A 1,444-nucleotide genomic window follows, 5' to 3' on the forward strand; every position below is an offset into this window, starting at 1 on the left:
GTGCCCGCGGGCCGCCCACTCGGCCCGGATGGCCTCCTGCGCGCCCGGGGGGAGGGTGTCCAGCATCTCGGCCACCCGCTTCTCGCGACGGATCTCACCCTTGCGCTCCGGACCACCGGGGGTCGGCTGCATCTGGGGCGGGACCCCGGTCACCTCGTCCTCGCCCGGGGAGCCGTCGTTGTGCCCGGCATCGGCGTGCGCCTGCTCCTCACGCATCTGTGCGTCGTCCTTCTCCTCGGACATGCCGATCGGGCCCAGCTTGGACCCCCGGAGGAACTGACGGACCGAGGGTTCCTCGCTGGTGAGCAGCACCTCGCGCGGACCGAACATGACGAGCTTCTTGCGGTAGAGCATCCCCAGGTTGTCCGGGACGGTACGGGCCAGGTTGATGTTGTGCGTCACGATGAGGATGGTGGCGTCGATCTGCGCGTTGATGTCGATCAGCAGCTGGGCGAGGTAGGTGGTGCGGACCGGGTCCAGACCCGAGTCGGGCTCGTCGACCAGGATGATCTCGGGATCCAGCACGAGGGCGCGGGCGAGGCCGGCGCGCTTGCGCATGCCGCCGGAGATCTCCCCGGGAAGCTTGCCCTCGGCGCCGGTGAGACCGGTGAGCTCGAGCTTCTCCATGACGACGTCGCGGATCTCGCTCTCCGACTTACGCGTGTGCTCCCGCAGCGGGAACGCCACGTTGTCGTAGAGGTCCATCGACCCGAAGAGCGCGCCGTCCTGGAACAGGACGCCGAACAGCTTGCGGATCTCGTAGAGCTCCTTGGCGGTGCACTGGAGGATGTCGGTGCCGTCGATGATGATCTGGCCGCGCTCGGGGCGCAGGAGCCCGATGAGCGACTTGAGGAACACCGACTTGCCCGTGCCGGACGGACCCAGGAGCGCGCTCACCTCCCCCTCGGGAAGGGTGAACGAGACGTCCTCCCAGATCTTCTGCGATCCGAAGGATTTGGTCAGTCCCTCGACAGATATCTCGATACCCACGACACCACTCCTCACTGCAGCCATCGTCTGTGGCCACGGTCACTGTAAACTACCGCTCCGAGGGCGTGCTTCGTTACATACCGATAAGTAATGTATCGCAACGAACCTGGCGCGACCGACCTGCTGAAATGCCGGAGGGCGGCCCGGCGACATCGCCGGACCGCCCGTCGCGGAACCGTGGTGCGTCAGCTCACTTGAGCGAGACCTTGGCACCGGCCTCCTCGAGCTTGGCCTTGGCGGCCTCGGCGGCCTCCTTGTCGGCCTTCTCGATGATCGCCTTGGGGGCGGACTCGACGAGGTCCTTGGCCTCCTTGAGGCCCAGGCCCGAGACGATCTCGCGGACGACCTTGATCACGCCGATCTTCTTCTCGCCGGCCGACTCGAGGACGACGTCGAACTCGTCCTGCTCGGCGGCGGCCTCGGCACCGGCAGCCGGGGCGCCGGCGGCCGCGAC

The 1,444-nt window shown here is 67.5% G+C and carries 2 protein-coding genes; both read right to left on the reverse strand.

What is annotated here, in order from left to right; all coding sequences use genetic code 11:
• Positions 1–990, reverse strand: a 990-nt coding sequence (locus IY392_RS18250; protein WP_194861991.1) for an ABC transporter ATP-binding protein, incomplete at its 3' end; no start/stop codon positions are given.
• 190 nt (positions 991–1,180) lie between these two features.
• The coding region (gene rplL / locus IY392_RS18255; protein ID WP_194861992.1) for a 50S ribosomal protein L7/L12 at positions 1,181–1,444 on the reverse strand (264 nt) is incomplete at its 5' end.

The sequence above is a fragment of the Dietzia sp. SYD-A1 genome, from assembly GCF_015356725.1.
Taxonomy (GTDB): domain Bacteria; phylum Actinomycetota; class Actinomycetes; order Mycobacteriales; family Mycobacteriaceae; genus Dietzia.